Annotated in this window: 31 protein-coding genes; 7 read left to right on the forward strand and 24 right to left on the reverse strand. The window is 67.9% G+C overall.

What is annotated here, in order from left to right:
* Window positions 1–3: 3 nt before the first annotated feature.
* The 18 genes from RX333_RS08765 to fabF all read right to left on the reverse strand — a co-directional run bounded on the left by RX333_RS08765 (window position 4) and on the right by fabF (window position 12,575).
* Entirely contained in the window at window positions 4–456 is a 453-nt protein-coding gene (locus RX333_RS08765) for an NlpC/P60 family protein (RefSeq protein ID WP_316014554.1), read from the reverse strand.
* Window positions 431–1,324 carry a DUF2163 domain-containing protein gene (locus RX333_RS08770; RefSeq protein WP_316014555.1) on the reverse strand — a complete coding sequence of 298 codons (894 nt, stop codon included), beginning with the start codon at window positions 1,322–1,324 and terminating at the stop codon, window positions 431–433. The genes RX333_RS08765 and RX333_RS08770 overlap by 26 nt, the downstream gene beginning before the upstream one ends.
* Complete coding sequence (locus RX333_RS08775; protein ID WP_316014556.1) at window positions 1,324–1,950, reverse strand: DUF2460 domain-containing protein; 627 nt, start codon at window positions 1,948–1,950, stop codon at window positions 1,324–1,326. The genes RX333_RS08770 and RX333_RS08775 overlap by 1 nt, the downstream gene beginning before the upstream one ends.
* An 85-nt stretch (window positions 1,951–2,035) precedes the next feature.
* Window positions 2,036–2,695: a phage tail tape measure protein gene (locus tag RX333_RS08780; RefSeq protein WP_316014557.1), complete on the reverse strand. Its 660-nt coding sequence runs from the start codon at window positions 2,693–2,695 to the stop codon at window positions 2,036–2,038.
* Window positions 2,679–2,906, reverse strand: coding sequence for a rcc01693 family protein (locus tag RX333_RS08785; RefSeq protein ID WP_316014558.1), 228 nt, complete (start codon window positions 2,904–2,906; stop codon window positions 2,679–2,681). The genes RX333_RS08780 and RX333_RS08785 overlap by 17 nt, the downstream gene beginning before the upstream one ends.
* Complete coding sequence (locus RX333_RS08790) at window positions 2,903–3,229, reverse strand: gene transfer agent family protein (protein WP_316014559.1); 327 nt, start codon at window positions 3,227–3,229, stop codon at window positions 2,903–2,905. The genes RX333_RS08785 and RX333_RS08790 overlap by 4 nt, the downstream gene beginning before the upstream one ends.
* Before the next feature lie 3 nt (window positions 3,230–3,232).
* Complete coding sequence (locus RX333_RS08795) at window positions 3,233–3,646, reverse strand: phage major tail protein, TP901-1 family (protein ID WP_316014560.1); 414 nt, start codon at window positions 3,644–3,646, stop codon at window positions 3,233–3,235.
* Between the two features lie 37 nt (window positions 3,647–3,683).
* On the reverse strand, window positions 3,684–4,076 hold the full coding sequence (locus RX333_RS08800) for a DUF3168 domain-containing protein (RefSeq protein ID WP_316014561.1): 393 nt from the start codon (window positions 4,074–4,076) through the stop codon (window positions 3,684–3,686).
* The gene (locus RX333_RS08805) at window positions 4,073–4,417 is read right to left on the reverse strand and encodes a head-tail adaptor protein (protein ID WP_316014562.1); all 345 of its coding nucleotides are present in this window, start codon (window positions 4,415–4,417) and stop codon (window positions 4,073–4,075) included. Before RX333_RS08805 ends, RX333_RS08800 begins: the two co-directional genes overlap by 4 nt.
* Window positions 4,414–4,962, reverse strand: coding sequence for a head-tail connector protein (locus tag RX333_RS08810; RefSeq protein WP_316014563.1), 549 nt, complete (start codon window positions 4,960–4,962; stop codon window positions 4,414–4,416). Before RX333_RS08810 ends, RX333_RS08805 begins: the two co-directional genes overlap by 4 nt.
* A 73-nt stretch (window positions 4,963–5,035) precedes the next feature.
* Window positions 5,036–6,202, reverse strand: coding sequence for a phage major capsid protein (locus tag RX333_RS08815; RefSeq protein ID WP_316014564.1), 1,167 nt, complete (start codon window positions 6,200–6,202; stop codon window positions 5,036–5,038).
* A 42-nt stretch (window positions 6,203–6,244) separates the two neighbouring features.
* Window positions 6,245–6,802, reverse strand: coding sequence for an HK97 family phage prohead protease (locus tag RX333_RS08820; RefSeq protein ID WP_316014565.1), 558 nt, complete (start codon window positions 6,800–6,802; stop codon window positions 6,245–6,247).
* A 41-nt stretch (window positions 6,803–6,843) separates the two neighbouring features.
* The gene (locus tag RX333_RS08825) at window positions 6,844–7,092 is read right to left on the reverse strand and encodes a hypothetical protein (RefSeq protein WP_316014566.1); all 249 of its coding nucleotides are present in this window, start codon (window positions 7,090–7,092) and stop codon (window positions 6,844–6,846) included.
* Window positions 7,089–8,228 (reverse strand): phage portal protein, encoded by a 1,140-nt coding sequence (locus tag RX333_RS08830; protein ID WP_316014567.1) that lies wholly within the window; start codon window positions 8,226–8,228, stop codon window positions 7,089–7,091. Before RX333_RS08830 ends, RX333_RS08825 begins: the two co-directional genes overlap by 4 nt.
* 61 nt (window positions 8,229–8,289) lie before the next feature.
* A complete protein-coding gene (locus RX333_RS08835) occupies window positions 8,290–9,627 on the reverse strand; it encodes a DNA-packaging protein (RefSeq protein WP_316014568.1) in 1,338 nt (445 codons plus the stop codon).
* On the reverse strand, window positions 9,584–9,910 hold the full coding sequence (locus RX333_RS08840; RefSeq protein WP_316014569.1) for a hypothetical protein: 327 nt from the start codon (window positions 9,908–9,910) through the stop codon (window positions 9,584–9,586). Before RX333_RS08840 ends, RX333_RS08835 begins: the two co-directional genes overlap by 44 nt.
* Window positions 9,911–10,161: 251 nt before the next feature.
* Window positions 10,162–11,322: an endolytic transglycosylase MltG gene (mltG, locus tag RX333_RS08845; protein ID WP_316014570.1), complete on the reverse strand. Its 1,161-nt coding sequence runs from the start codon at window positions 11,320–11,322 to the stop codon at window positions 10,162–10,164.
* Window positions 11,319–12,575: a beta-ketoacyl-ACP synthase II gene (fabF, locus tag RX333_RS08850; protein ID WP_316014571.1), complete on the reverse strand. Its 1,257-nt coding sequence runs from the start codon at window positions 12,573–12,575 to the stop codon at window positions 11,319–11,321. Before fabF ends, mltG begins: the two co-directional genes overlap by 4 nt.
* Before the next feature lie 455 nt (window positions 12,576–13,030).
* Here fabF and RX333_RS08855 point away from each other — a divergent pair, with 455 nt between their 5' ends.
* On the forward strand, window positions 13,031–13,555 hold the full coding sequence (locus tag RX333_RS08855; RefSeq protein WP_316014572.1) for a hypothetical protein: 525 nt from the start codon (window positions 13,031–13,033) through the stop codon (window positions 13,553–13,555).
* A gap of 80 nt (window positions 13,556–13,635) precedes the next feature.
* Here RX333_RS08855 and RX333_RS08860 read toward each other — a convergent pair whose 3' ends face one another.
* The 4 genes from RX333_RS08860 to fabD all read right to left on the reverse strand — a co-directional run bounded on the left by RX333_RS08860 (window position 13,636) and on the right by fabD (window position 16,193).
* On the reverse strand, window positions 13,636–13,869 hold the full coding sequence (locus RX333_RS08860) for an acyl carrier protein (protein WP_316014573.1): 234 nt from the start codon (window positions 13,867–13,869) through the stop codon (window positions 13,636–13,638).
* 206 nt (window positions 13,870–14,075) lie between these two features.
* The gene (gene fabG, locus RX333_RS08865; RefSeq protein ID WP_316014574.1) at window positions 14,076–14,813 is read right to left on the reverse strand and encodes a 3-oxoacyl-[acyl-carrier-protein] reductase; all 738 of its coding nucleotides are present in this window, start codon (window positions 14,811–14,813) and stop codon (window positions 14,076–14,078) included.
* 10 nt (window positions 14,814–14,823) lie between these two features.
* A complete protein-coding gene (locus tag RX333_RS08870) occupies window positions 14,824–15,270 on the reverse strand; it encodes a GyrI-like domain-containing protein (protein WP_316014575.1) in 447 nt (148 codons plus the stop codon).
* A complete protein-coding gene (fabD, locus tag RX333_RS08875) occupies window positions 15,267–16,193 on the reverse strand; it encodes an ACP S-malonyltransferase (protein WP_316014576.1) in 927 nt (308 codons plus the stop codon). The genes RX333_RS08870 and fabD overlap by 4 nt, the downstream gene beginning before the upstream one ends.
* A gap of 270 nt (window positions 16,194–16,463) precedes the next feature.
* Here fabD and RX333_RS08880 point away from each other — a divergent pair, with 270 nt between their 5' ends.
* A complete protein-coding gene (locus RX333_RS08880) occupies window positions 16,464–17,339 on the forward strand; it encodes a DMT family transporter (RefSeq protein WP_316014577.1) in 876 nt (291 codons plus the stop codon).
* On the opposite strand, the gene RX333_RS08885 is transcribed toward RX333_RS08880, so the two are convergent.
* Complete coding sequence (locus RX333_RS08885; protein WP_316014578.1) at window positions 17,333–17,659, reverse strand: multidrug efflux SMR transporter; 327 nt, start codon at window positions 17,657–17,659, stop codon at window positions 17,333–17,335. The two genes, RX333_RS08880 and RX333_RS08885, sit on opposite strands and share 7 nt — an antisense overlap.
* A 195-nt stretch (window positions 17,660–17,854) precedes the next feature.
* Here RX333_RS08885 and rpsF point away from each other — a divergent pair, with 195 nt between their 5' ends.
* The 5 genes from rpsF to RX333_RS08910 all read left to right on the forward strand — a co-directional run bounded on the left by rpsF (window position 17,855) and on the right by RX333_RS08910 (window position 20,311).
* The gene (gene rpsF, locus RX333_RS08890; protein ID WP_316014579.1) at window positions 17,855–18,238 is read left to right on the forward strand and encodes a 30S ribosomal protein S6; all 384 of its coding nucleotides are present in this window, start codon (window positions 17,855–17,857) and stop codon (window positions 18,236–18,238) included.
* Between the two features lie 19 nt (window positions 18,239–18,257).
* Complete coding sequence (gene rpsR, locus RX333_RS08895) at window positions 18,258–18,485, forward strand: 30S ribosomal protein S18 (protein WP_196102974.1); 228 nt, start codon at window positions 18,258–18,260, stop codon at window positions 18,483–18,485.
* Window positions 18,486–18,496: 11 nt separating this feature from the next.
* Window positions 18,497–19,135 (forward strand): 50S ribosomal protein L9, encoded by a 639-nt coding sequence (gene rplI, locus RX333_RS08900; protein WP_316014580.1) that lies wholly within the window; start codon window positions 18,497–18,499, stop codon window positions 19,133–19,135.
* 76 nt (window positions 19,136–19,211) lie between these two features.
* Window positions 19,212–19,922, forward strand: a complete 711-nt coding sequence (locus tag RX333_RS08905) for a hypothetical protein (protein WP_316014581.1) — start codon at window positions 19,212–19,214, stop codon at window positions 19,920–19,922.
* Entirely contained in the window at window positions 19,919–20,311 is a 393-nt protein-coding gene (locus tag RX333_RS08910; RefSeq protein ID WP_316014582.1) for a hypothetical protein, read from the forward strand. Before RX333_RS08905 ends, RX333_RS08910 begins: the two co-directional genes overlap by 4 nt.
* On the opposite strand, the gene RX333_RS08915 is transcribed toward RX333_RS08910, so the two are convergent.
* A complete protein-coding gene (locus RX333_RS08915) occupies window positions 20,308–20,625 on the reverse strand; it encodes a hypothetical protein (protein ID WP_316014583.1) in 318 nt (105 codons plus the stop codon). The two genes, RX333_RS08910 and RX333_RS08915, sit on opposite strands and share 4 nt — an antisense overlap.
* Between the last annotated feature and the right edge of the window lie 33 nt (window positions 20,626–20,658).

Here is a 20,658-nt window from a genome sequence, read left to right on the forward strand (position 1 = left end):
ATCCTATCCTCCAGCCGGAAAGCGGAACACCGCCACGATCCGCCGCGCCCAGGCCGGGCCCAGTGGACTTTCGACGCATCCATGCCCCGAATAGGCATGGATGATCCTTTCGGCGCCCGGCGCATCCGCGCTCAGGATCGCCAAGTGCTTGGCCACCGCCTGACCCTTCATGCGGAACAGCAGCACGTCGCCCGCGCGGCGCGGCCCCTCGACCGGCACCAGGTGCCGCAGCGCACCCGCATGCAGCCGCTCGACCCGGTCCACCTCCGACCAGTCGGGAGTGTAGCCGGGCAGGACCTCGGGCTCGGCCCCGTGCAGATGCCGCCAGACGCCGCGGATCAGGCCGAGGCAGTCGGCCCCCGCCCCCTTCACGCTCGCCTGGTGCCGGTAGGGCGTGCCGAGCCAGCCGCGCGCCTCCGCCAGCACCACCTCAGCCCTTGCGCAGACTCGATCCATCGTGGACCTCCCCTCGGTTGGGATAGGATGTCAGCCAGTCCTCGCCCGGAATGTGCGGGAACCCGCGAAAATTGAGGAAATTGGCGAATTTCGCACGGCAGGTCGCTGCCCGCCGGTCGCAGCCCGCGATCACCTCGAACGCGTCACCCGAGGCGACCGGATGCAGCGCTCCCGTCCGCAGGCTCAGCACCCGCGCGCCGCCGCGGCTCACGTCATGCCGCAGCGGCGCCCGCGCGCCCACATTGGCCCCGCCCGTCCAGATCAGCACGCCGCCCGCGAACCAGCCATCCTCGAACCCGGCGAGCCCCGCGACGGTCAGCGCCCCTTCGCCGCCCACCGCCTCGACCACGCCCGATCCGCGCCAGGCGGGGTCGGTCACGTCCACGCCGCAGCGCGCGTCGCCCAGCGTCGCATCGCAATCGCGGCCCAGCACGCGCCCTGCCGGTCGGTTGAGATCGTCGGCAAGGCTACGCAGCTCTGCCTCGAACGCGCCCTTGCCGCGCCGGATCTCCCCGATCCGGCCGGTGAACATCGGCACGCGCAGGCTGGTATCCTGCCAGTCGACCAGGAACTGCCGCACCTCCGCCCCGTCATAGAGCCCCGCGGCGATGTCCGCCTCGCTGATCGCGGCATCGCTCAGCGCACCCAGCACCTCGCCATTGTCGGCGCTCATGCCCGTCGAGAGGTCGAGCGCCCCCGCGGTCAGCCCGCTCGCCGCCTCGTAACGCACGCCATCGAACATCAACGGCGCATCGTGATCGGTGAAGCCCAGCACCACCCCGTCGCGCCGCGTCACCCGCCAGCAGCGGCAGAACGTGGACGCCCCGCTGTCGAGCCGCGCCTGCACCTCTTGCGAAATCTCGCGCATCAGACCCGCACCTCCACCACCGGGATGGAGGGGATCTCCCCCGCCTCGAACGCGCCCAGCGACGTCTCGATCCGGTCCGTGTCGAACCGCACCGGCACGTCGAACTCGAACCCCGCCTCGATCACGGCCCCGTCCTGCGGCGCCACGTCGAAGCTCACGATCCCCGTCACGTGGTCGAGCGCGAAGCCCGAATAGATTTGCACGCCCCCCACGGCCAATCGCAGCGTCCCCGCCACCGGCTTCACGATGGGCCGCACATAGGTCGCGGGACCCGAGCGATAGGTCTTCGACAGCTGGAACGCCGTCATCACACCATCCCCGACGCCGATCTCGGTGTCGAAGGCCTCGATCTCGCGGCTCGACGGCGCCGTGCGCCAGTCCGACCAGTCGCGCCAGCGAAAGCCGTGCAGCTGCCCCGCCCGCGCCTCGAAGAACGCGATCACCTCCTCCAGGTCGTCGCGGCTGCGCATCCCCAGACCCGCATCGTAGCGGCGGCGCGAATGCGCCCAGGGGGTGTTGCGCTCTTCGTGACCGCTCGCCAGCGTCACGATCTCCGTGCGCCGCTCCGGCCCGCCCGTGGAGCCGAAGCCGATGCTCAGCGGAAACCGCACCTCGTGGAAGCTCATGGCATCCTCCGTCCATTGTCGTTGAAAGGCCCGGCGGGGGGCGGCCAACCCCTTCGGATTGGCGCAAATACTCCCGCCGGAGGCATCACATGTTGCGCCGCCCGCGGCTCATCGCGCGGCTCATCTCCGCCGCGATCTGCGTGCGCGACCGACGGAAGCCCTCGGCATCGGGCGTGGAGATGTTCATCACCACGTTCACCGCACCGGACCCGCCCGCGCTTTGCGCCTTCACGCCCAGCGCGCCGTCCGGGCCACGGGTCAGCGGCATGATCGCCTCCGGCCCCGCCTCGCCCATCAGCCCGGTGCCGCCGCGCATGGGGAATGTCGTCGGCCCGCTTACCACGCCGCCCTTGGCGAAGGCCGTCGGCCGCCCGCCCGAGAACGCACCGCCCTTGGCGAAGGGCAGCAGCGCGCCCAGCCCCGTCTCGACCAGCCCGCTCAGCGCGCCGCCCACGGCGTTCTGAATGGGCTTCAACGCCTGATCGAGCACCGAGCCCGAGATCGCGCGCCCCAGGTTGCGCATCGCGTCGCCCGCCCGCGCCCCGTCGAAGACCAGATCGTCGAAAGCCGCGCGCAGCCCCCGCCCCATCGCCCGGTCGAGACCCGAGACCTGCCCGCGTGCGTTCTCCAGCGTGCGGCCCGTCGCCTCCAGTTCGCGCCGGAACGCCTCCGTCACCGCCTCGGTCGAGGCGATGGAGGCATCGACCTCCGCGAACAGCTCCTCCACCTCAGTCCTGTCCGTCATGTCCGTCTCCCTTGTCCGGGGTTGCATCGGGATAGGCCGCCGACAGCTCCGCCAGCCGCGCCCGCGCCATCGCAGGGCTGCTTGCGGGGTCCACCCCCGCCATGACCGCCAGTTCGGCAGGCGTCAGTGCCCAGAACGTGTCGGGCGGCAGCCGCAGCGTGGAGAGGCCCAGCCGCATCAGCCCCGCCCAGTCCACGAAGGGCGCGCTCATCGCGGGCCGGCGAAGGTCAGCGCGAGCAGCCGCCCCGCCGCCTGCGCCGCCGCGACCGGCCCGCCCTCGATTTCGGCACTGGCGAGGTCGGGGCACTTCTCCCCGGCCCCCTCCAGCCCCGCCTCGATCAGCGCGATCAGATCGCCCGCCCGGAACGTGCCACCCTCGAACCGCGCCACGAGGGCTGCCAGGTTCTCCGCCCCCATCCGCGCCTCCAGCCCCGCGAGCGCGCCGAGGCTCAGCCGCAGCCGACGCGCCCTGCCGTCGATGACCAGCGCCACCTCCCCGCGATGCGGATTGGCGGTCTTCTCCCGCTTGCCCATCTATCAGAGCGCGAAGAAGCTCAGCGCACCCGCGCTCGCCATCGCCATCTCGTAGGTGGCCTCGCCGTCGAACTCGCCCGCATATTCCAGCGAGGTGATCTGGAACGGCCCCTCGATCACGCCGAAATCCGGCACGACTATCTGGAAGTCCGGGATCGCCCCGTCGAAGAACATCTGCCGCGCGCGCGCATCCGTGGTCTCGTCGCGGAACACACCCGAGCCCGACAACGCGGCGGAGCGCACGCCCGCCCCGCCGAGCAGCTCGCGCCAGCCGCCCTGGCTGTCGAGCGTGGTCACGTCCACCGTCTCCGCGTTGAACGAGATGCGCGACGCGCGCAGCCCCGCCACCGTCTGGAACGTGCCCGATCCGTCCATGTCGATCTTGATCAGAAGATCCCTGCCCATCTGGGTCGCCATGATGAAATTCCTTCGTGATTGAAATGCGTTGCGACGCTCAGTTCGCGTCGATCAGGATGCGGAAGGTCAGCTGGATGCTGCGCCGCGCCGTCCCCTTGCCCCGCCGCGACCGCGCCTTGAAGAAGCGCAGGTCCGCCACCGTGGCACCGCTCAGCGCCGGCGGCGTCGCGACCAGCACCGCCGCCACTTCCGCCGCTATCTGCTTGGCGCTGGCGAAGCCCTGCGCCGCCGAGTGGACCTCGATGGTGACGTCATGCTCGGTCAGGCCCGGCCCCTTGCGGCGCACCTGCTCCTCGCCGATGGCGACATAATCGCCCGCGACCTCCGACGCCGCGGCGTCGAGCACGGTGGCATGATCGGTGATGGCGGGGGCCGCGCTCAGCGCCCAGTAGAGCGCCTGCTGAAGCTCCCAGGAATGGGTCATGCTCATGCCCCGCCCTCCTCGGCCCAAAGTTGCAGGTAATGGGCGGCCCGGTCGTACTCCTCGACGCCCAGGATGCGGTAGACGCGGTCGCCCTCCCGCAGGCGCTGGCCGACCTTGGGGCGGCGCGGACGGCCTACCGGCGCCGCGCGCACCAGGATGCGCACCTTGACCGCCGTGATCTCCAGCGCGCCCTCGCGCACCAGCCGCACCGAGGGCCGCTCGACCGCCGCCCACAGCGTGCCGAGCGCCTGCCATCCTTCCATCAGGCCGCCGCCCCCGTCGGGGGTCATCGCGCGGGTCTCCAGCACCATCTCCCGGTCGAGCACCGGGGCCGCGCGCCCGCTCACAGCCGCACCGGACGATGCGCGTCGAGAAGCGCCAGCACGCCGAAGGGCCAGTGCGCCTCGCTGCCGGAACGGTTTTCGTAATAGCTCGCGGCCAGCAGCAGCACCGCTTGGCGCAGATCGGCGGGCACATCCGCGGGCTCCGCGCCGTATCCGGCGGTGAAGTCGATCTCGACCCGCCCGCCCGTAGGCACCGACAGCGCCGCCTCCACCATCGGACGATGCGCATCGCGAACCACGCGCCAGCCGCTCATCTCGCGCGCAGTGCCGCCCGCATCGATCACGCGCACGGCCTCGACACCGGCCAGCGGCGCGATGGCCAGCCCATGCGACCCGCGCCAATCCGTCAGCTCCAGCCGCAGCGCGCGGGTGATCAGCGCCTTGCCGATCCGCGCCTCGACCGCCGCGGTGGCCGCGCGCAGGTACATCTCCAGCGCCGCATCCTCAGCGCCGTCATCGGCAAAGCCGGTGCCCATGCGCAGATGATCGGAAAAGTCGCCGAGCGCGACAGGCAGGGCCCCCGGCCCCGTTCGTTCGGTCAGGATCATCGTGATCGTCCCCTTGCGCGAAAACACGAAGGGGCCCCGAAGGGCCCCTTGCTCAGCTCGTCATGTCGCCGTCTCAGGCGGCGGAGAACTTCAGCAGCTTGATCGCCGCGAAATCGCTCACGTCGCCGCCCACGCGCTTGGTGGCGAAGAACTGGACGTTCGGCTTGGCCGAGAACGGGTCGCGCAGGATGCGCATGTCGGGACGCTCGGCGATGGTGTAGCCGTTCATGAAGTCGCCGAAGGCGATGGCCGTCGCACCCGCCGCGATGTCGGGCATGTCCTCGCAGATCAGGACCGGATAGCCCATCAGACGCGCAGGCTCACCGGCGGCCAGCGTGTCGGTCCACAGGAAGCGGCCATCCGCGTCCTTCATCTTGCGCACGGCACCCGCGGTCTTGGAGTTCATGACGAAGGTTGCGTTCGCGCGGTACTGCGCCCCCAGCGCATAGACCAGGTCGACGATCGCATCCGCCGGATCGGTGGAGGAGAAATCGCCATCCGTGCCCGTCGCGACATAGCCGAGCGAGCCCCAGGCATAGTTGTCGTTTGCCACGGCGGTATAGGACATGATGCCCTTGGGCTTGCCCACGCCGTCGCCGGAGATGAAGGACACGCTCTCGGCGCGCGCGAACTTGTCGGCGATGCGTGCGGCCAGCCAGCCCTCGACGTCGAAGGCGCTGTCGTCGAGCAGGCGCTGCGAGGCCTTGGGCATCGCGGAAAGCTCGTGCAGCGGGATCGAGATGCGCTCCAGCTGCGGCGCGCCGGTCTCGACCGCGTTCGCTGTCTCGTCCGACCAGCCCGCGCCGGTGTCGTTGTGATCGATCAGCACGTCGAAGGCGGACGCCTCGACATTCACGACATTGGCGATGGAGCGCAGCGAGGAGGCGCCCAGCAGAACGCCCTGCACGGTCTCCGAGGTCTGCGGATCGACCAGGTAGCCGCCCTCGGCGGACACCTGCGTGGACAGGCCCTTCTCCTCGATGCCGAGGCCACGCAGGCCCTCGTCCTCGCCCGAGCGCAGATAGGCGGCGAAGGCCTTCTTGTGCGGCAGGTCGAGATCGGCGGAGACGGACAGGGCGGGGCGTGCGGTCTTGGTCTGCATCATGGTCAAACGGCTTTCCTGTTCATTGAGCTTGGTCTGAATGTCGTTCTGGAAATTCTTGAATTCGCTGAGGAAGCCCGTCATGGCCGCCTTCACGTCGCGGGCCTGCCCGCCGGACTTGGTGTCGATGTCGCGCATCAATCCATCCTTGAAATGACTTCGTTGAAATGGTGCGGCCCGTCAGGCCATCAGCTCCTGCGCATCCCGGAAAAAGGACGCGAGGTCGTTCGCCAGCGCATCGTCATCCGTCTCCTCGGATTTCGATTGCGCCCGCGCTTCGGGGAGCATGGGAAACGTCACCAGCGACACCTCCCACAGCTCGATCTCGTGCAGCAGCCGCCCGGCGCCCGATTTCTCGGCGCGGATGGTGCGGTATCCGATGGACAGCCCGTCGATGGCCCCGGCCTTGAGCAGCGCCAGCGCCTCGCGGCCCTGCGCCACCTCGGTCAGGATGCGGCCGCGCACATGCAAGCCGCGCTCGTCCTCGCGAACCTCGTCCCAGACGCCGATCGGCCGGGTCGGGTCGTGCTGCCACAGCATCTTCACGTTGCGACCCTTGGCGAACAGTCGCTCCAGCGCCGCGCCATAGGCACCCTTCTGGACGATGTCGCCGCCCTGATCGGCCAGCCCGTAGAGAGAGGCATAGCCCGCAATCGCGGTCTCCCCGTCCAGTTCGGGCGCGTCGCCCAGGCTGCAGAACTTCACTTCCAGCCCGCGGGCCGGATCGAAACCGGTCATCGGCAATCTCCTCGTGATGTCAATGAATTGAGGGGTGATCCTCACCCGCTGAAATGAATGCCGCCCGACAGGATCAGGAACAGGCCCTGCGCGGCGAGCGTGCCCGCGACGCCGTAGACGGCCATCCACATGCGCCGCTCCACCCGGTCGAGCAGCGCCTCGATCCCGCTCAGGCGATGCTCCAGCGCCGACCAGCGCTCGTCGCTCACGCGCTCCAGCGTCTCGACCCGCGCACTGGTCGCGTCGAACGGCTCGTAGAGAAAGCGCGAGCCGCCCGCGCGCCCGCTCATCCTGTCGACCGCGGTGCCAGACCCAGCATCGCCCGCTTCTCGTCCTCGGTCAGGAAGTCCGCATCCGCGATCCGCCGCCATTGCGCCTCCCGCTCCAATGCCAGTGCGGGCACCTGGTCGAAATCGGCGCGCAGCCGCGCCCGGCCCATGCCCGGCATCCACTGGGTCAGCGCACCCGCGACCTTGCCGACAAGCGGCAGCACCGTCAGGCGATAGAAGGCCCGGTTCGCCTCTGCGTAATTCGCATAGGTCGCATCACCGGGCAGGCCCAGCAGCATGGGCGGCACGCCGAAGGCCAGCGCGATCTCCCGCGCCGCCGCCTCCTTGGTCTTCTGGAATTCCATGTCCGAAGGGGAGAAGCCCATCGGCTTCCAGTCGAGCCCGCCTTCCAGCAGCATCGGACGCCCTGCGTTCGCCGCGCCCTGATGCTGGCCTTCCAGCTCAGATTTCACGCGCTCGTACTGCTCCGCACCCAGCACGCCCGCGCCGTCCACCGACGTGTAGACGATGGCGCCCGAGGGCCGTGCCGCGTTGTCGAGCAGGGCCTTCGACCATTTCGACGCCGCATTGTGCACGTCCACCGCCTGTGCGGCGGCCTGCATCGGGCTCAGCCCGTAGTGATCGTCGGTCGGATGCCAGGCGCGCACATGGCACACCGCCTCGGCGGCGAAGCGGTGCTTCTTCGCGCCCACCGCGTATTCATAGCCCACCGGCCAGCCATCCGGCCCCGGCAGCACCCGCATCCGGTCCGAGCGCAGGACATGCAGCTCCAGCGGCGCGGCCTCGCCCGCCACCGCCTCAAGATAGCCGTTCCCCGACAGCAGAATCTGGCCGTAGAACGCCTCCATCAACTCGCCGGCACCCTGCCCGCCATTGGGCCGCGCCATCAGGTCCAGCACCGGATGCACCTCCATCCGCGCGCCGTCCTCCTCCAGCGCGAAGGGCACCGCCGCCGCGGCCTCCGCGATCAGCTTCACACAGCGAAAGCCGACCGGGTTCGACGTGAACCCGACCCGCGTGAGCGAGCCGAGATCCCGCCCGCTCCACGCCGCGCGCCCCGCGCCGTGAAAGGCCACGACCGGCCCCGCCGCACTTGCCTTCGCCTCCGGCGCGGCGCGCCTGAACCAATCCAGCATCGGTCTCTCCCGTTTAAATCCGGTAAACAAAAGGGCGCCCCGAAGGCGCCCCGATCGTCATTCAAAAACTGCGCACTTGCGGCACCCGCTCCGGCCGCTCCGCCTCCGCCATCAGGTCGGTGACGGCCCAGACCATCGCGTCGAGCCGGTCGGGCGACCCGCGCCCCGAATAGCCGGAGCGCATCATCGCCGCCATCTCGTCCTCCAGCTGCGGGAAGGCGCCTGCATGGACCACCCGTCCCTGCTCGTAGAGCGCGGCCACGGGCTCGGCCCGCGCCGATTTCGACCGCGAGGCATGCACCCCGCGATAGGCCACGTCGGGGCTATTGTGGCGCAGCATCCGCTCCACCATCGCGCCGCCTTGGTTGACCTCAGCCACGATGCAGTCGGCCTGCCAGTCGCGATAGGCCGCAACCGCCGCCGCCGCCCATTCGTTCGGGGACGCGGTGGGCAGGCTCAGATCGTCCAGGATCACCGCGCGCCAATTCTCGCCCTCGCGCGCCAGACCCGCCACGATCAACCCGCACCCGTCCGAGCTGTCCTTGCCCGTGACGGGCGGGTCCACCGCCACCACCACACGGGTCAATTCCGGCGCCGCGTCCACCCGCGCCGCCTCGATCCGCGCGCGCGGCCACAGCGTGCCGGGCATGTCGCGGATCAACTCGCCGTCGAGCTCCTGCCGCCCCAGCACCGTGCCGCCATATTTCTTCGTCACCGCCCGCAGGAAGGCGGGGGCGAGGTTGTTCGCATTGGCACTGGTCGGGGCCGAGGTCACGACCGTCGCCTCATCCTCCAGCACCTCCTCGAACAGCGCGACCGCCGCAGGCGTCGTCGTCACCACGCAGCGCGGATCGTCGCCGAGCCGCAGCGCGAATTGCAGCATGTCCCAGGCCTGCTGCCCCTTCTTCCACTTCGCGAGCTCGTCGCACCAGGCCGCATCGAATTGCGGCCCGCGCAGCGCCTGCGGGTCCGAGGCGGAGAAGACCTGCGCCTCCGCCCCGTTCGGCCAGACCAGCACCCGGCGCGAGGCGATCCATTTCGGCCGACGATCCGGGGGCGAGCACGCGATCAGCCCGCTATCGCCCAGCACCATCACGTCGCGCGCCTGGTCATAGGTCTCGCCGACCAGCGCGATCCGCGTGCAGCGGCCCGGCGCCAGCGGCGTCGGCCCCTCCACGAGGCCCCGCACCCATTCGGCCCCCGCGCGCGTCTTGCCCGCACCGCGCCCGCCCATGATCAGCCAGGTCGACCAGTCGCCCGCGGGCGCGCGCTGGTGGTCAAGCGCCCAGATGTCCCAGAACCAGCTCAGCGCCGCGATGGCGTTGTCGCTCAGCCCGTCGAGGAACTCCTCGATGTCAGCCTCGTTTGCGGACAGCAAGAATTCGTGCACGAAGCTCATCTCGTGCGGCATCGAAGTCGATATCGGGTCCGCCGGAGGCAGAGCTTGCGTTGCGGTCATCGAGGGTGGCCTCATACTCTAGGAGCTGGATCAGGGATTTCTGGTGGAGGCGGATCTCCTCCGCGATCTTCTTGGCCAGCCCGTCATCGGCCGAGGCCGGTTCCGTCTCTCCCAGCTGCCGGAGCCTGCCCTCAAGGGCCATGCCGAGCTGCTTGTAGACCGTGCGCGCACAGGAAATCCGCCAGTTCGCCCCACCGGACTGGCTGTCGTCGTAATCAGTCATGAACAAAAGGTTTCCGCTGAAATTGGTAAAATAAAAAAGCGGCCCCGGATCGCTCCGCTGCCGCCTTGCCCACTTCTATCAGCTTGCATGAATGTATGCCCCAGACCGCGCGCTGGGTCAAGGCAAAACTTGCGAAACGATCGATCTTTATTCGGCGTTAACTTTTGAGATCAACTATAGAACGAAAAACGGGCAGTCGCGTTAACCTTTCGACTGCCCGTTTCGATCCGTCATGCCGGGAATCACCCGCCCTACTGATTCTGCTGCGCCTCGATCTCGCGCCAGCGGGCGACGTTCTCGTTGTGCTCGTCCAGCGTCTCGGCGAAGGCGTGCCCGCCCGTCCCGTCGGCCACGAAGTAGAAATAGGGCGTCTCGTCCGGGTTCGCCGCGGCCAGGATCGCCTCGCGCCCCGGATTGGCGATCGGCGTCGGCGGCAGCCCGTCGATCTGGTAGGTGTTGTAGGGGGTCGCGGCATCCAGCTCGCTGCGCCGCAGCCCCCGCCCCAGCGTGCCCTCGCCATTCGTGATGCCGTAGATCACCGTCGGGTCGGTCTGCAGCCGCATCCCGTCGCGCAGCCGGTTGGCGAAGACCGAGGCCACCTGCGGACGCTCCGCCGCCACGCCGGTCTCCTTCTCGACGATCGAGGCGAGGATCAGCAGCTCCTCCGCACTCTCCAGCGGAAGGTCGGGGTCGCGCCCCTCCCACGCCTCGGCCAGCTGCGAGGCCTGCGACGCCTGCATCCGCTCGATCACCTCGGCGCGCGTGTCGCCCTCGCGGATCTCGTAGCTCGCGGGCGCGAGCGTGCCCTCGTCGGGCGTCTCGGTCACCTCGCCCTCCAGGAACGGGATCGCCTGCAACGCCTGCAGCACCTGCCAGCTGGTCACGCCCTCCGCCATCGTGATGCGGTAGCGCGGCGTCACCTCGCTATCGGCGATGGCGGTGTATTCTTCGGGAATTTCAGGTTCTTCCGCTGCCATGTCATAGGTCGCGACCTCGACATAGTTGCCCGTCTCCGGGTCGATCTCGCGCGCCAGCGCCTCGATCGAGGTCACGCCCACTCGGTAGTTGATCTCGGTCCCGCAGGTGCTCGGCCCGCTGCGGGTGATGTCGCTCAGGATCTCGTCCATCGACGCGCCCGCGGGGATCGTGAAGTTCCCGGCCTTCAGCGACCCAGACCGCCCCGTGTAGTTCGAGCCGACGCGGAACAGCGTCGCACTCTCGACCGCGCCCTGCTCGGCCAGATCCTCGGCCACGCGGCCGATATTGGTGCCGCTGGGCACGCTGAAGCAGATCGCCTCCGCCAGCGGCCCCTGCTCCACGAAGGTCCGCTGCCCCCAGAAGATCGCGCCCGCCAGGATGGCGAGACCCACGATCAGGAAGGTGAACATGTTGGCGACGACCGAGCGCATCATGCGTCCACCTGCTTGAAGATGACGGAGGCATTTGTGCCGCCGAAGCCGAAGGAGTTGGAGAGCGCCACCTTCACCTCACGCTCCCGCTTCGCGTTGGGCGCGAGGTCCAGCGGCGTGTCCACCGCCGGGTTGTCGAGGTTGATGGTCGGCGGCACCACCTGATCGCGGATCGCGAGGATCGAGAAGATCGCCTCGATCGCCCCCGCAGCGCCCAGCAGATGCCCCGTCGCGGATTTTGTCGACGACATGGTGGCCTTGCCCGCCGCATCGCCCATCAGCCGCTCCACCGCGCCGAGCTCGATCGTGTCGGCCATCGTGGAGGTACCGTGCGCGTTGATGTAGTCGATATCGCCCGGCTCCAGCCCCGCGCGTTCCAGCGCGGCACTCATCGAGCGGAACGCCCCGTCGCCATCCTCGGACGGCGCGGTGATGTGATAGGCGTCGCCCGACAGGCCGTAACCCACGACCTCGGCATAGATCTTGGCACCCCGCGCCTTCGCGTGCTCGTATTCCTCCAGCACGACGATTCCCGCGCCCTCGCCCATGACGAAGCCGTCGCGATCCTTGTCATAGGGGCGCGAGGCCTTCTCGGGCGTGTCGTTGTAGCCGGTGCTCAGCGCCTTGCACGCGTTGAAGCCCGCGATGCCGAGCTCGCAGATCGCGCTTTCCGCGCCACCCGCGACCATGACGTCCGCATCGCCGAACTGGATCAGCCGCGAGGCGTCGCCGATGGCGTGCGCGCCCGTCGAGCAGGCGGTGACGACCGCGTGGTTCGGCCCCTTGAAGCCGTATTTGATCGAGACCTGACCCGAACACAGGTTGATCAGCGATCCGGGAATGAAGAAGGGAGACACCCGGCGCGGGCCCTTTTCGCGCAGCAGGTAGGCCGTCTCCGCGATCGAATCGAGTCCGCCGATGCCAGACCCGATGATGACCCCGGTGCGCACCCGGTCGGCCTCGTCCTCGGGCGTCCAGCCCGCATCCTCGACCGCCTGCGTGGATGCCGCGATGGAATACTGGATGAAGTCGTCGACCTTGCGCGCGTCCTTCGCGCTCATCCAGTCCTCGACGTTGAAGGCCGCCTCGCCCTCGCGCGGCACCTCGCAGGCGATCTGCGTGGCCAGATGCGAGGCATCGAACCGCGTGATCTTCCCCGCGCCCGAGCGGCCCTCCAGAAGGCGGCTCCACGTCTCCTCGACCCCGCACGCCAGGGGCGTGACCATCCCCAGTCCCGTCACGACAACGCGCCGCATACCGCTCTCCTCACTGTTTCTTGGAAGCCGATATAACGTTTGCCGGGGGGATGCGACAAGAGAGGGCTGCGCGCTTGGCCGAATGGTCTGCCCGAATGCGGCGGATGCTTAGACGTACAATCGGCGAAACGCCGTTCGTCGCGCAGCTCCAGGTGGCACGCGAGCCGCGCATCCGCGGGCCGCTGTGCGGCGATCCAACGTCCGAACGTATCGCTTCATAGCCGCAAAGACCGTGAGACCTCGCCACATTGCGCCTACATCAACCATATCGCCGTGCCGGGGGGCGGCCCGGCGATGCGCGGCGCCTTCGGCTTGAGTCCGCGCGGGGGGACAGATGTGCCGCTTCAAAGTCTGAAGGACTGCGATGCAGTGGCAATTCCGTCAGAGCGTGTCCTCTTTTACATAAAGATAGTCACGCCTTCGCATGATGCCTCCAACTCGAACGGGATGATCCGATGACAGCCAGGCGAACACCCTTGATGATCGCCGCCATCCTCGGCGGCCTCATCCTCGGCGCGGGACTGCGCGAGGCGCACTCCCGGCTGACCAGTGTCCACGCGGCGACGGCGCTGACGCTGTTCCAGCAAGTCTGCACATCCTGGGCTCGCAGCGGCGCGCTCCCTGCCATGCTGCAGCACGATCTCGATTTCACCGTGACCGAGTTCGGGATGACCTGGATCGACCGCTCGACCGGCTGGGCGGCGTCGATCGGCCGGGGGTGCGGCGTCACGAACCAGTTCGTCGAACTCGACCCCGAGGAGCGTGCGGCCTTCACCGAAGCGGCCAGCCTCTACGTCCTGCGGGCCTATCCAATGCTGCGGGAGGAGACGGTGCCGCCGCCGCAGGGCTTTACGTCGTTCCGCCTCTGGGCCAGCCATCCGCGCGACGATCCGCGGCGCTGGGTCGTCATGCTCTTCACCGCCGATGCGATCGAGGGGACGTTGACCCGATGGGTCATTTCCAGCCCGCATTCGGCCTGAGGCTTGCAAATGAAAAGGGCGCGCCCGCCTGGGCACGCCCTCTATCTCACCCATCCCCCTTCGGGGAACGCGAGCGTCGCTTACAGCGCGCCCTTGATGAAGTTGATCGCATCGCCGACCGTCTGGATCGTCTCGGCGGCGTCGTCGGGGATCTCGATCCCGAACTCTTCCTCGAAGGCCATGACCAGCTCGACGGTGTCGAGGCTGTCGGCGCCGAGATCGTCGATGAACGACGCGTTCTCGGTAACCTTTTCCTCTTCGACGCTCAGGTGCTCGACGACGATCTTCTTCACGCGCTCTGCGATGTCGCTCATATGTCTCTTCCTCGTTTTTCCGGGCGCGATTGCCCGCTTCGACTGCCCGTCTGCACCGGGCGATGCTTGGTGCCGAGGCGGGCGGACCCGCGACGGACAGTGGTGCGGTACGGGCGCGCGAAAGGCACCCCCGAACCATGTGCGGCGCGCTATAGCACACCTGATAGGGGGCGCAAACGCTTTCGCAACGCGCCCCGGACGCCGCGTCAGATCATGGCCATGCCGCCGTTCACATGCAGCGTCTGGCCGGTCACGTAGGCCGCCTCCTGGCTTGCGAGATAGAGCACGGCGGAGGCGATTTCATCCCCCGTGCCCATGCGACCGGCGGGGATCGCGCCGAGGATCCCCTCCTTCTGCTTGTCGTTGAGCTTGCCCGTCATCGCCGTCTCGATGAAGCCGGGGGCAACGCAGTTGGCGGTGATGTTGCGGCTCGCCACCTCCTGCGCGATGGATTTCGTCAGCCCGATCATCCCGGCCTTGGACGCGGCGTAGTTCACTTGGCCCCCGTTGCCGGTCACCCCCACGACGGAGGTGATGTTGACGATGCGGCCCCAGCGCGCCTTCATCATCGGGCGCATCACCGCGCGGCACAGCCGCATGGTGGAGGTCAGGTTCACCTCGATCACCTTCGCCCAGTCCTCGTCGGACATGCGCATGAAGACCTGGTCGGCGGTGATGCCCGCATTGTTGACGAGGATGTCGAGCGATCCCATCGCCTCCGCCGCCTGCTTGGGCAGCGCCTCCACGGCCTCGGCGTCGGAGAGGTTGCACGGCAGCACATGCGCCCGCTCGCCCAGCCGCCCGGCCAGGTCCTGCAAGGGCGCCTCGCGCGTGCCGCTCAGCCCCACGGTGGCGCCCGCCCCGTGCAACGCGGTGGCGATGGCGCCGCCGATGCCGCCGGAGGCTCCGGTCACGAGGGCGGTCTTTCCGGTCAGGTCGAACATGGTAACTCCTTCAGGCGATCTCGATATGAACGTCGGTGATGCGACGCTGGGGATAGGGGGACCAGGGCTGGTAGAGCTCGCGCCCCCAGCGGCCCGGCTTGAGGTCACGCGCCGCCGCCGCACCGTGCAGACGCTCGAAAATGGCGGGAAGGCCCGAATAGGGGCCCACATGCCGCAGATGCAGCGTGCGGGCGGCGGGGACCGTCTCGACCGCCACGTCTTCGCCCCCGTCGAAGCCTTCGGGCACCTCGACCGCCGCGACGGTCAGAAGCGCGTCGTCCTCGAACCGGTAGAGCGCCTGGTTCAGGCCCGCAGGTTCGACCCCCTCGTCGTGCAGCGTCGCGTAGATGCGGTCGAACAGCGCCGGAAGCGTCCCCGGCACGGCCAGCGGCGCGATCCGCGCGCGCGCCATGGCCAGCCGCATCGCCGGCAGGGACACCTCGGCGATGCCGCTCATGCGGTCAGTTTCTCGATATCGGCGGGCGTGCCGATGGCGGTGCAGGTCAGCGAGCGGTCGATGCGCCGGATCATGCCCGACAGCGCCTTGCCCGCGCCGATCTCCCAGACCTCGTCCACGCCCTGCGCGGCCATCCAGGCCACGCTCTCGCGCCAGCGGACGGATCCGGTGACCTGCTCGATCAGCAGCGTGCGGATCAGGCTGGGCGAGTCCACGGCCGACGCGGTGACGTTGGCGACCAGCGGCACCGATGGCTCGGCGATGTCCACGTCGTCGAGCGCCTCGGCCATGACGCGCGCCGCGGGCTCCATCAACGCGCAATGAAACGGGGCGGAGACGGGCAGCATCACGGCGCGCTTGGCCCCGCGATCCTGCGCGATCTCCACCGCCCGCTCGATCGCCGCCTTGTGGCCGGAGATCACGACTTGGCTTGGGTCGTTGTCATTGGCCGCCTGGCAGATCTCGCCCTGGGCGGCGTCGCGCGCCACCTCCTTGGCCGTGGCGAAGTCGAGGCCCAGCAGCGCCGCCATCGCGCCTTCGCCCACCGGCACCGCCTCCTGCATCGCCCGGCCCCGCAGGCGCAGCAGACGCGCGGTGTCGGCGAGGCTCAGCGAACCCGCGGCGCAGAGCGCGGAATATTCGCCCAGCGAATGCCCGGCCACGTAGGACGCGCCGTCGATGGAATGCCCCTCCGCCTCCAGCGCGCGCAGCGCGGCGATCGAGGTCGCCATCAGCGCGGGCTGGGCGTTCGCGGTCAGCGTCAGCGTCTCGGCGTCGCCCTCCCAGATGGTGGCGGAGAGCTTCTCCCCCAGCGCGTCGTCCACCTCCTCGAACACCGCGGCGGCGGCGGGCCAGCGTTCGGCGAGGTCCCGGCCCATGCCGACGGTCTGCGCCCCCTGGCCCGGAAATACGAATGCGCGCATGGCGTCCTCCCTTGTGTTCCCTGCCTTGGGGTGTAGGGGCCGCGACGGGCCGGGGCAAGGGCGGCGCCCGTTTTGCAGGCCGCGGTGCGGGGTGGAGAGATGCGCCTCCGGCGGGGATACTTGCAGGAAGTGAAGCGCGATCGACCGGCGCAGCATCGCCCGTCGGGAGAAGGCGCCTGCCCCGCCCTTCACTTCCGCCAAATATCCCCGCCGGAGGCTCCGACGCCCGCCACGCTTGCGGGCGGCGCGGTTCCGTGCGACGCCGGGCGCATGAGCATCCCCCTGCCCCGATCCGGCCACGGACCCGCCATCGCCACGATGTGCGCGGGCGTGGGCTTGCTGGTGATGAGCGACATGGCGGCGAAGGATCTGGTCGCGCGCTTCTCGCCCTTCCACATCATGTTCGCGCGCAGTGCCATCGCGCTGCCGCTCGTCACGCTGCTGATCCTGTCGCTCGACGGACCGCGCAGCTTTCGCACCCGGCGTCCGGCCGTGCATTTCGCGCGCGCGGCGCTGATCATGGGGGCGACCTGGACCTTCTTCCTGTCGATGCGGGTCATGCCGCTCGCCGAGGCGACGGCGCTGGTGCTGACCGCGCCCTTCTTCGTCACCGCCCTGTCGGTGCCGATCCTGAAGGAGAGGGTCGGCGCGCCGCGCTGGATCGCGCTGGCCGTAGGCTTCGCGGGCGCGATGGTGATCTTGCAGCCGGGCGGCGGCACGGTTCAGTGGGCGGCGCTGCTGCCGCTGGCGGCGGCGGTGTGCTACGCGCTGACCATGATTTCCGCCCGGTTCATCGACGCCGCCGACAGCCCGCGCACGATGATGTTCTACCTCACCCTGTTCCCCTTCCTGATGTCGAGCGTCACGCTGCTCTTCGACTGGCCGCCTGTGGGGCCGCGCGACCTCATGCTCTTCGCCGTCATGGCGGTGGTCGGCACGCTGGGAGTGACGCTGATCAGCCAGGCCTTCCGCATGGCGCCCGCCGCGGTGGTCGCCCCGCTCGACTATACCGCGCTGGTCTGGGCGGGGATCGCGGGCTGGCTGATCTGGGACGAGGTACCCGGCGCCGCGCTGCTGATCGGCGGCGGCATCGTGGTGGCGGCGGGCCTGTTCGTGATCTGGCGCGAGGGGCGCGCCGCTCAGTGACCGCTGTTCGACAGCGTGTTGATGACGAGCACACCGGCCGCGATCAGCCCGATGCCGACCAGCCCCGCCGGGTCGAGCTTCTGTCCGAATGCGAGCCGTCCGATCACCGCCATCGCCGCGATCCCGACCCCGGACCAGATCGCGTAGGCGATGCCCACGGGGATGGTGCGCAGCACCTGGGCGAGGAACCAGAACGCCACCGCGTAGCCCGCGAAGGCCACCAGCCCCGGACCCAGCCTCGTGAACCCGTCCGAGGCCTTGAGCGCGGTGGTGCCGATGACCTCCCCGGCGATGGCGACGATGAGCAGGATCCAGGGCATGGCGCGACCTCCGTTTGCCGCGCGACCCTGCGGCGCGGGGGCGGCGGGTGCAACCCTGAACGCTTGCGCCGCACCCGCGCGGGTGTATAAGGCCCCTTCCCGGCGCAATTCTTCCGAATCGCGACGTCCCTCGTATGTGCCTGCACCGGGTATCTCCGGCACATTTTGAAACGCGCCCGACATGATGGTGAACACATGGCTCTCTACGAGCATACCTTCATCGCGCGGCAGGACCTGTCCACCGCGCAGGCCGAAGGCCTGATCGAGCACTTCTCCTCCGTGCTCACGGACAATGGCGGCTCGGTCTCCGACACGGAGTACTGGGGCCTCAAGACCATGGCCTACAAGATCAACAAGAACCGCAAGGGCCACTATGCCTTCATGCGCTCGGACGCCCCGTCCGACGCCGTGCAGGAGATGGAGCGCCTGATGCGCCTGCACGACGACGTGATGCGCGTCCTGACCGTCAAGGTCGAGGAGCACGAGGAAGGTCCCTCGGCCGTCGTCCAGGCCAAGAACGCCCGCGACGAGCGTGGCCCGCGCCGCGACCGTGGCGACCGCGGCCCGCGCCGCGACTGATCGAGAGGAGTAGAGACACATGGCACGCAAGCCTTTCTTCCGCCGCCGCAAATCCTGCCCCTTCTCGGGCGAGAACGCGCCGAAGATCGATTACAAGGACGTGAAACTGCTGCAGCGCTACATCTCCGAGCGCGGCAAGATCGTCCCCTCCCGCATCACCGCAGTGTCGGCGAAGAAGCAGCGCGAGCTGGCCAAGGCCATCAAGCGCGCCCGCTTCCTCGCCCTGCTGCCCTACGCCGTGAAGTGAGGGTCTGAGCAATGGACGTTATTCTTCTGGAACGCGTGGCCAAGCTCGGCCAGATGGGCGAAGTGGTCTCGGTGAAGCCGGGCTACGCCCGCAACTTCCTGCTGCCCCAGGGCAAGGCGCTGCGCGCGAACGAGGCCAACAAGGCCCGTTTCGAGGAGCAGAAGGCCCAGCTGGAGGCCCGCAACCTGGAGACGAAGAAGGAAGCCGAGAAGCTGGCGGAAACGCTGGACGGCCAGACCTTCGTCGTGATCCGCTCCGCATCGGATTCCGGCGCGCTCTACGGCTCCGTCTCCACGCGCGACGCGGCGGACGTGGCGAGCGAGAACGGCTTCACCATCGAGCGGCGCCAGATCGTGCTCGACCAGCCGATCAAGGAGCTGGGCCTGCACGAGATGGAAGTGGTGCTGCACCCCGAGGTGTCGGCGACCATCACCGTCAACGTGGCCCGCTCGGCCGAGGAAGCCGAGATCCAGGCGCAGGGCAAATCGATCGCCGACATCCGCGCCGAGGAAGACGCGGAAGCCGAGTTCGACATCGCCGAGCTGTTCGATGACGTGGGCGGTGCCGCCAACGACTTCGACGACGAGGACGAGCGCGCGGCCCCGATCGAAGACGCGCCCGCCGAGGACGACGAACAGCCCGACGTCTGAGACCGGACGGATCGGCATTGAATTGCTCCCCCCGCGCGGTAGAATCCGGGCGGGGGTTTTTTATATGTAGGTTCGCATGCGAGCAGCAGATTTCTCCATTGATGCAAATGCGGTAATTGGAGGCGGTGTGTATAGCGTCTCCGAAGTATCGCGTTTAGCGCGTCTCACCCCGGCGAAGGTCCGGCGTTGGCTTAGCGGCTACAACTACACGTACAAAAACGAGAGACGCGAACAACAGCCGCTGTGGACTCCCGATTTGATTGCCCTGACAGGACACTTGGAACTTAATTTTAAGGATTTAATCGAACTACGTTTTGTTAAGTCATTCAACGACCTTGGAATTGGCCTTCAAGCCATTCGATCGAGCCTAAAAAATGCACAAGACATTCTAGAAAGCGACCATCCCTTCCTCACCGGACAATTTCGTAGTGATGGCGCAACAATCTTTCTCGAGTCGGCCGACGCTAACGGTGATAAAAAACTTATTGATTTGAAAGATCGCCAATTTGTTCTCCGCGATGTAATTGAGCAGAGCTTTAAAGATCTCGATCTAGAGGAAGGCATCGTGGCCAGGTGGCGACCGTTCCGCGGGAAAAGGTCAATCGTTATTGACCCAGTCAGATCATTTGGAGCGCCAATTGCAACTGAATATGGAGTTCCTACCGCGACTCTGTCAGATGCAGTTCGCTCCGAGGGCTCTCTTAAGTCAGTGTCGCGCTTATACGATGTTCCCGAGGGAGTTGTTCGCGACGCCGTAAATTTCGAAGAGACATTGAGGGCCGCTTGAAGGTTTTGTTCGACGAGAACCTGTCTCCCGCTATTGCGCGAGCCATGCGCGAGTTAAGGGCTGGTGTTGACGAAGTTGATTGGATGAGAAACAAATTTGGACCTGGTGTCACAGATTTAAAGTGGATTTCACAATTAAGTTCTGAGCGAGGCTGGATAGTCGTTTCTGGCGACCGTCGTATTACGGCCAACAAGGCCGAACGAATGGCATTCAAGTCTTCGACACTAGTTGGCTTCTTCATGGCAAAAGGCTTGTATAAGTCGCCGGTGATGAGACAAGCAGAACGCTTAATAAGACTTTGGGATTCGATCGAAAAGCAGACTACTCTCGCAGCGCCGGGCTCAATGTTTGAGCTTGCTGTCTCGTCCCCAAAATTGAAGCCGCTTTAACGAATCCCCTCCCACCACTCCGCATAGCTCGAATTCCACGGCGCGCGGCCCGTCTCGTCCTCCGCGCCGTCGTCCCACCACACAGGCCCCCGCTCGCCCAGCCGTTCCTTCGCCGCCTGCACCGCGTCGCGGGCCGTCCGCTCTTCCGCGTCCGTCTTCGCGAAGCGCACTGCGCGGCGGGCCTTCATCAGGGCGCTGACGGCGTCCTTGCGCTCGGCCTCGTCCAAACGCGGGTCTGTCTTGCGCCACAGGCGGTCCTTGGCGACGAAATAGCGGCCGTCGGGCGTCTCGGGGTAGGGTTTGCTCTGGATCATGCCCCATCGACGCGCGAGTGGCCCGCGCTGTTC

Origin of the sequence: Roseobacter sp. HKCCA0434, from assembly GCF_032464675.1 — a bacterium.
In the GTDB taxonomy this organism is placed as follows: domain Bacteria; phylum Pseudomonadota; class Alphaproteobacteria; order Rhodobacterales; family Rhodobacteraceae; genus Pontivivens.